The organism is Cryobacterium sp. MLB-32 (assembly GCF_000738085.1).
In the GTDB taxonomy this organism is placed as follows: Bacteria; Actinomycetota; Actinomycetes; order Actinomycetales; family Microbacteriaceae; genus Cryobacterium.
In genome coordinates this window covers 1-7,840 of sequence record NZ_JPRS01000023.1, presented here as the reverse complement: position 1 = coordinate 7,840, position 7,840 = coordinate 1, and the positions used below count along the sequence as shown (strand labels likewise).

The window sequence follows — 7,840 nt, the reverse complement described above, 5'->3', positions numbered from 1 at the left end:
CGTCGCCCGTCGTGACGCCGGTCACGAGAAATGTAGTCATCACGTGCATTTCCGAACCCCCAGGTGAATGTGACCAGCCGTGACACTGACACTAGAGCGTCTGTCGTGTGTTCGTTCGTTGGCTACGTCGCGAGCGGGCCGGTCACCGCCAGGCTGGACGACTAATCTTTATGGATGCCGTTAGGCTCGCATCAGATTCAAGTACTGCGTGTCACGGGGGAGACCAGAGTGAGGAAAATCATGGAACCGCTCAGCGCCACGGACAGTCTCAGTGTCACCGTGAATGGGAAACGTCGGGACATTCGCGGAGCCCGCGCCCACACCACCACCTTGGAGTGGCTGCGCGAGAGCGGCCTCTCGGGCACCAAGGAAGGCTGCGCCGAAGGAGAGTGCGGTGCCTGCGCGATCATGGTGGCTCGGTCCGACGACTCGGACGGGACCGTGTGGACCGCCGTGAACTCGTGCCTGCTCCCGGTAGCCGCACTCGACGGGCAGGAGGTTGTCACGGCTGAGGGGCTGGCAACGGCCGACGCGCTGCATCCGGTGCAGGCGGAGCTGGCGGAACGCGGCGGGTCACAGTGCGGCTACTGCACGCCAGGTTTCGCCTGCAGCATGGCGGCTGAGTTCTACCGCCGCGGCCGGGGCACCGATGACATTCCCGCCGACCCCGGCAACCTCGCCGGCACGGAGGCATGCGGGGAGCGTGGACCCAACGGGTTCGACCTGCATGCCCTGAGCGGCAATCTCTGCCGCTGCACCGGATACCGGCCGATCCGCGACGCGGCCTACGCCCTCGGAGACCCAGACCCAGACGATGTCCTGGCCGCGCGCCGCGACCGGCCGTCGGCCGGCCCCGTATCGACGGTCCTCACGGCCCCAGATGGCACATTCGTGCGCCCGGCCACGCTGGCCGACGCCGTGGGACTCCTCGCCGAGCACACCGAAGCCGTTCTGGTCGCCGGGTCGACGGACTGGGGAGTCGACGTGAACCTCCGTGGACGCCGCAGCCCCGTCGTCATCGCGATCGATGCCCTGCCCGAGTTGCGCGGGGTCGACGTCGGAGCCGATTTCGTGCAGATCGGTGCGGCGGTGACTCTGTCCGAGGCGGAGCGCGTTCTGGCCGGACGGGTGCCGTTGCTGGCGGATCTATTCCCACAATTCGCCTCACGGCTGATCCGCAACCAAGCGACCTTCGGTGGGAACCTCGGTACCGGATCACCGATCGGTGACGCTCCCCCGGCACTGCTCGCCCTGGGCGCCCGTCTGGTGCTCGCGTCCAGCGACGGTCAGCGCGAGGTCGCCCTCGAGGACTATTTCACGGGCTATCGCACAACCGTTCTGCGGCCGGGCGAGCTCATCCTGGCCGTTCGCATCCCGCTCCCGCTGGCCGCACTGTGCGGCTTTCACAAAATCTCCAAGCGTCGCTTCGACGACATTTCGAGCGTGGCCGTCGCCTGGGCCATCGACGTGGAGAACGGTGTTGTTCGTCGGGCCCGAGTGGGCCTCGGCGGAGTGGCCGCCACACCGATGCGTGCCCGTGACACGGAACGCGCCCTCATCGGGCAGCCGTGGACGAGCGAAACCGCGGCCGCCGCCGCTCTCGTGCTCGGAGCGGAGGGCACCCCGATGGATGACCATCGAGCCAGCGCCCGGTATCGCAGCGCCATGCTTGAGCAGGCCATGCTCAAGTTCTACGCGGATGCCGCTGTCGATCAGGAGCTCGGTTCATGAGCACCCTGTCCTCACGTCCCGCCGGAGCATCCGTCGGCCGCAGCGTTGCACACGAGAGTGCCGTGCAGCACGTTACGGGCACGGCCATGTACACCGATGACCTGACCGCCCAGACGGTCGGCGTGCTCACCGCCTGGCCGGTCCAAGCCAACCACGCGCATGCCCGCGTCATCGGCCTGCACGCCGAAAAGGCCCTACTGGTCCCCGGTGTGGTTCGGGTGCTCACCGCAGCCGATGTTCCCGGCGTGAACGACGCCGGCATCAAGAACGACGAACCACTGTTTCCCTCTGAAGTGATGTTCTTCGGCCAGGCCGTGTGCTGGGTGTTGGGCGAAACCGCGGAGGCCGCCCGGCTCGGTGCCGTGGCCGTCGTTGTCGACTATGAAGCCCTGCCATCGGTGGTGACCGTGGCAGAGGCCATCAGTGCCGAATCCTTCCAGGGCATGGCTCGGACCGTGCAGCGGGGCGACGCTGGTGCCGCCCTGGACAGCGCTCCACGGGTGTTCGAGGGCGTGACGGAATTCGGCGGACAGGAGCATTTCTACCTCGAGACGCAGGTAGCCCTGGCCCAGATCGACGACGGAGGGCAGGTCTTCGTGCAGTGCAGCACGCAACACCCGTCGGAGACCCAGGAGATCGTGGCCCACGTGCTCGCTCTCAGTAGCAACGCCGTCACGGTGCAGAACCTGCGCATGGGCGGCGCCTTCGGCGGCAAGGAAATGCAACCGCATGGATTCGCCGCCGTCGCGGCCCTCGGTTCGCTCCTCACCGGTCGGCCCGTGCGTCTGCGCCTGAATCGCACGCAGGATATGACGATGACCGGAAAGCGGCATCCGTTTCACGCCACGTGGCGCGTCGGTTTCAGCGAGGACGGCCGAATTCTCGGACTCCAGGCAACACTGACCGCGGATGGCGGTTGGAGCCTCGACCTGTCCGAACCGGTTCTCGGGCGAGCCCTGTGCCATGTCGACAATGCCTACTGGATTCCGGATATTGAGGTTCACGGTCGGATCGCCAAGACGAACAAGACGTCGCAGACGGCTTTTCGCGGTTTCGGCGGCCCTCAGGGCATGTTCGTGATCGAAGACATCCTCGGTCGGTGCGCCCCCGCCCTGGGGGTGGCCGCGGCGCAGCTGCGTCAACAGAACTTCTACAGCCCAGGCCAGGCGACACCCTACGGTCAGCCGGTTCGTCACGCGGAGCGGCTCCGCACGGTGTGGGACCAGCTCTCCACGACGAGCGACTTCGAGTCCCGTACGAAAACGATCGAGGTCTTCAACGCCGCTCACCCGCACGTGAAGCGCGCCCTGGCCATTACCCCGGTCAAGTTCGGTATCTCGTTCAATTTCGCCGCCTTCAACCAGGCCGGCGCTCTGGTGCACGTCTACAAAGACGGCTCGGTTCTCATCAACCACGGCGGCACCGAAATGGGACAGGGTCTGCACACCAAGATGCTTCAGGTTGCGGCGACCGCGCTCGGTCTCCCCCTCGAGGCCGTGCGCCTGGCCCCCACCCGCACCGACAAGGTTCCCAACACCTCTGCGACGGCGGCCAGTTCGGGGACCGACCTCAACGGTGGCGCGGTGAAGAATGCCTGCGATCAGATTCGGTCACGCATGGCCGACGTCGCCGCCGGACTGCTCGGCGTGAACGCCCAGGACGTTCGCTTCGCGGACGGGAAGGTCACCGGTCTCGGCAAACCGAACTCGGCGATCTTTAGCTTCGGCGAGGTGGCCGCCGCCGCGTACATGCAGCGCGTACAGCTCTGGGCGGCCGGCTTCTACCGCACCGCGGGACTGCACTGGGACCCCGACCGGATGCAGGGCGAACCGTTCAAGTACTTCGCCTACGGCGCCGCAGCAACAGAGGTTGAGGTGGATGGTTTCACCGGCGCGTACACGATTCGCCGCGTCGATATCGTGCATGATGTGGGTGATTCCCTGTCGCCCTTGATCGACATCGGTCAGATCGAGGGCGGTTTCGTGCAGGGCGCCGGCTGGCTCACGCTGGAAGACCTGCGCTGGGATGAAAGCGACGGTCCCAGCCGCGGGCGGCTGCTCACCCAGTCCGCCAGTACCTACAAACTGCCCAGCTTCTCGGAGATGCCGCAGATATTCAACGTGGCACTGCTGGAGCGTGCGACAGAGGACGGGGCCATCTACGGCTCCAAAGCGGTCGGCGAACCGCCATTCATGCTCTCCTTCAGCGTTCGTGAGGCGCTCCGGCAGGCTGCGGCGAGTTTTGGTGCTCCGGGATACAGCGTTGAGCTCGCGTCACCGGCAACGCCCGAGGCCGTGTACTGGGCGCTCACGGCTGCCCGGCAGGACGTCGAGCGCACGGTCGCGCTCGACCCTGCCCTCGCGGACGCCTGACATGGAATGGCTCGACGCCCTGACGCGCCTGCGTGCGACGCGCCAGGCCGGCGTGATCGTCACCGTCGCCGCGGTACGCGGCCACGTTCCACGGGCCAGCGGAGCCAAGATGGTGGTGTCGTCTGACGACGCGTGGGGCACCGTCGGCGGCGGAAATCTCGAGGTGACGGCCACCGAACTCGCCCGAGACATGCTTGCGCGGAACGTGGCTGAACCGGACATGCTGACGCTCCAGCTCAGCGACAAAGCCCCGGCCATCCATGGTGTTCAGTGTTGCGGCGGGGAGGTCACGATGTTGCTGGAACCAATCCGGGTGATCCCGGCGGTCGCCGTCTTCGGGCTCGGCCACGTCGGGTTCGAGCTTGCCCGAATCCTCGTGCGCCATGACATCGAGCTTCATCTCATCGACTCCCGCGCGAGCATGGTGACCGAGGAGCGTCTGAGCGATCTGCACGGCGCCGTGGCCACGGTGCATGTGCATCACACCCCTGCTCCGGAGGGTGTGCTGAACGAGCTGCCGGTCGGCACTCATGTGCTGGTCATGACCCACGATCACGCCGAGGACATGGTGCTGTGCGACACCGCTCTTCGCCGCCGCGCCCTCGGCTCCATCGGCCTGATCGGATCGAGCGCGAAATGGTCACGTTTTCGGGTGCGTTTGCTGGCGGAGGGGCACACGGAGACGGAACTGCGACGCATCCACACCCCCATCGGAATCGGGGATATCACCTCGAAGGACCCGGCCGCCATCGCCGTGAGCGTCGCCGCCGAGCTCCTGCGACGATTTGAGCGAGGAGACGACCTCACCCCGACGGACGGGTGAGGCCTCGGCGCGCCGGTCTACGCCGCGTCGCGCCGCAGCAGCATTCCCCGAGGTTCACGTCCGTCGATTTCCGTGCCGCGCAGGAAGGTGCGGCGGACAACCCCGGAAAGCGAACGACCCGCGTAAGGGGTGATCGGGTTGCGGTGATGCAGTCTGCTCACGTCAACGACGAAGGTGTCCTCTGCGGCAAAAATGACCAGGTCGGCGTGGTACCCGACCCCCAGCACTCCCTTTCGCGTGAGGCCGGCCATGGCCGCCGGCGCGGCAGACATCCACCGCACCACCTGCTCGAGCGAGATTCCCCGCCGGTGTGCCTCCGTCCAGATCAACGACAACCCGAGCTGTAGGGACGACACCCCACCCCACGCCACGCCGAAATCGCCACCGTCGAGATCTTTCAGGTCGAGGGTGCTCGGGGAATGGTCGGAGACGATGCAGTCGATGGTCCCGTCGAGCAACGCCTGCCAGAGCAGCTCCCGGTTCGCGGCTTCGCGGATAGGCGGGCAGCACTTGAACGCCGTGGCCCCGTCCGGAATCTCTTCAGCCGTGAGCGTCAGGTAGTGCGGGCAGGTTTCCACGGTGATCCGCACACCCTCGGCCTTGGCCACGGCGATGCTCGGCAGGGCATCGGACGAAGACACGTGCAGGATGTGAGCACGCGCGCCGGTCGTGCGCGCGTGCCCGATCACATCGGCGATCGCGAGGTTCTCCGCCGCCCGCGGCCGGGACGCGAGGAAGGCGTCGTAGTGACTCCCGGCCGCGGGCGCTGCCTCGCTGATGGCCTGCGAATCCTCGGCATGCACGATCAGCACGGAGTCCACGGGTTCCAGCTGCGCGAGGGCGGCCCCCATCTCCTCGACGGACAGATGAGGGAATTCCTCCACGCCGGAGGCAGCCAGAAACGCTTTGAACCCGAAGACGCCCTCCTCGTGCAGCGGCCCCAGATCCGCCAGGTTTCCGGGCACGGCACCGCCCCAGAAACCGACGTCGCAGAACACCTGGTCCTCGGCGACGCGGCGCTTGAGATTCAGAGCATCCACGGTCACCGTGGGCGGGATGCTGTTCAGGGGCATGTCAATGATGGTCGTGACCCCGCCCGCGGCGGCCGCCCGCGTCGCGGACGCGAACCCCTCCCACTCGGTGCGTCCCGGTTCATTGACGTGCACGTGGGTGTCGACGAGCCCCGGAAGCAGGGTCTCATCGCTCGCCAGTTCGATCACCGTCGCTCCGGTCAACCCTGCGCCCAACGCCTCGACGGCCACAATGATGCCGTCGCGAACAGCGACCTCATGCGGTCCCACACCGGCCTCGGTCATGATCCGGCGGCCACGCAGGACGAGGTCGTATCCACCGGTCGTGGTGACGCCGGCCAGAGGCGTGTGAGTGCTCATGGCCCTACTCTCGCAGCATTGCGCGCGCCAGGCGCGCGCCAGGCGCCCGCCAGGCGCCCGCCAGGCCCCTTTCCGGTGCCCGAGGGCGCACTCACCCGAGGAGGGCGCACTCCAGTGACCGATCAGCCGCCGGCGACCATGTCGGCGAAGCGCGAGTAGTGGCCGTGGAAGGCCACGGTGACGGTGCGCGTCGGGCCGTTACGGTGCTTGGCCACGATCAGGTCGGCCTCGCCCGCGCGCGGGTTGTCTTTTTCGTAGGCGCTCTCACGGTGCAGCAGGATGACCATGTCGGCGTCCTGCTCAAGCGAACCGGACTCACGAAGGTCGCTGATGGCCGGCATCTTGTCGGCGCGCTGCTCGGGGCCACGGTTGAGCTGCGAGAGGGCGATCACGGGAACCTGCAGCTCCTTGGCGAGCAGCTTGAGGGCACGCGAGAACTCACTGACCTCCTGCTGCCGCGACTCTACCTTCTTGCCCGACGTCATCAGCTGCAGGTAGTCGATCACGACAAGCTTGAGACCCACGCGCTGTTTGAGTCGACGGCACTTGGCGCGGATCTCCACGAGGGTCATATTGGGGCTGTCGTCGATGTACAGCGGGGCGTCATTGATGCGGCCGCGGGTCGCAGCGATCGTGGTCCAGTCACGCGGCTCGACCATGCCCTTGCGCATGCTCTGGAGGGGGACGGATGCCTCCGCCGCGAGCAAACGCATCGCGATCTCACTCCGCCCCATTTCAAGCGAGAAGAAGATGCTGGGCATGTCGTGCTTGATCGATGCGGACCGCGCGAAGTCCAGGGCGAGCGTGGACTTACCCAGAGCAGGTCGGGCCGCCACGATGATGAGCTGACCGCCGTGGAAACCGTTGGTGAGCTCGTCGAGGTCGGCGAACCCGGTCGGTACGCCGCTCATCTGGCCGTCTTTGAGCTTCGCGGCCTCTATCTCCTCGATGGCCGCGGTCACGGCGTCGGTGAGGGGCACGTAGTCTTCGGTCTGGGTTCCGCCGGTAACGGCGTAGATCTCCGCCTGAGCCGTGTTGACGAGGTCGAGCACCTCTCCCTCGCCCGAGTAGCCCATCTGGGCAATACGAGTGCCTGCCTCCACGAGGCGGCGGAGCAGAGCACGCTCGGCCACGATCGTGGAGTAGAAGCCGGCGTTGGCTGCGGTGGGAACGAGGCTCGTGAGCGTATGCAGGTAGTCTGCGCCGCCGGCACGAGTCAGCTCGCCGAGTTTCGTAAGTTCGTCCGTGACCGTGATGACGTCGGTCGGCTCGCCCTGTGCGTAGAGCGAGAGGATGGCATCGAAGATGATCTCGTGCTTGGGGACGTAGAAGTCCCCACCGCGCACGGTCTCCACGACGTCAGCAACGGCGTCCTTGCTCAGCATCATTCCACCGAGGGCGCTCTGTTCGGCGAGCAGGTCGTGCGGCAACATACGTTCCGTTTGGCGCGGTTCCGCTGTGTTGGTTGTGGCTAGGCCAAGCTGAGCGATCGACACTCGGCACCTCTTTCTTGACGTATTTCA

Annotated in this window: 5 protein-coding genes; 3 read left to right on the top strand and 2 right to left on the bottom strand. The window is 66.6% G+C overall.

What is annotated here, in order from left to right:
- The first annotated feature begins 240 nt into the window (after positions 1-240).
- The 3 genes from JF66_RS04515 to xdhC are packed head-to-tail and all read left to right on the top strand — an operon-like array spanning position 241 to position 4,926.
- On the top strand, positions 241-1,731 hold the full coding sequence (locus JF66_RS04515) for a xanthine dehydrogenase small subunit (protein WP_035875707.1): 1,491 nt from the start codon (positions 241-243) through the stop codon (positions 1,729-1,731).
- Positions 1,728-4,103: a xanthine dehydrogenase molybdopterin binding subunit gene (gene xdhB, locus JF66_RS04510; RefSeq protein WP_035875706.1), complete on the top strand. Its 2,376-nt coding sequence runs from the start codon at positions 1,728-1,730 to the stop codon at positions 4,101-4,103. Before JF66_RS04515 ends, xdhB begins: the two co-directional genes overlap by 4 nt.
- Position 4,104: 1 nt before the next feature.
- Positions 4,105-4,926, top strand: coding sequence for a xanthine dehydrogenase accessory protein XdhC (gene xdhC / locus JF66_RS04505; protein ID WP_035875704.1), 822 nt, complete (start codon positions 4,105-4,107; stop codon positions 4,924-4,926).
- Between the two features lie 17 nt (positions 4,927-4,943).
- On the opposite strand, the gene allB is transcribed toward xdhC, so the two are convergent.
- Positions 4,944-6,317: an allantoinase AllB gene (allB, locus tag JF66_RS04500; protein ID WP_051973117.1), complete on the bottom strand. Its 1,374-nt coding sequence runs from the start codon at positions 6,315-6,317 to the stop codon at positions 4,944-4,946.
- A gap of 122 nt (positions 6,318-6,439) precedes the next feature.
- Positions 6,440-7,813: a replicative DNA helicase gene (gene dnaB / locus JF66_RS04495; RefSeq protein ID WP_035875702.1), complete on the bottom strand. Its 1,374-nt coding sequence runs from the start codon at positions 7,811-7,813 to the stop codon at positions 6,440-6,442.
- Positions 7,814-7,840: the final 27 nt, after the last annotated feature.

What these genes read in the sequence shown, in the direction of transcription:
- JF66_RS04515 (WP_035875707.1), top strand. Translation starts at nt 241, where the DNA reads ATGGAACCGCTCAGCGCCACGGACAGTCTCAGTGTCACCGTGAATGGG.
- xdhB (WP_035875706.1), top strand. Translation starts at nt 1,728, where the DNA reads ATGAGCACCCTGTCCTCACGTCCCGCCGGAGCATCCGTCGGCCGCAGC.
- xdhC (WP_035875704.1), top strand. Translation starts at nt 4,105, where the DNA reads ATGGAATGGCTCGACGCCCTGACGCGCCTGCGTGCGACGCGCCAGGCC.
- allB (WP_051973117.1), bottom strand. Translation starts at nt 6,317, where the DNA reads ATGAGCACTCACACGCCTCTGGCCGGCGTCACCACGACCGGTGGATAC.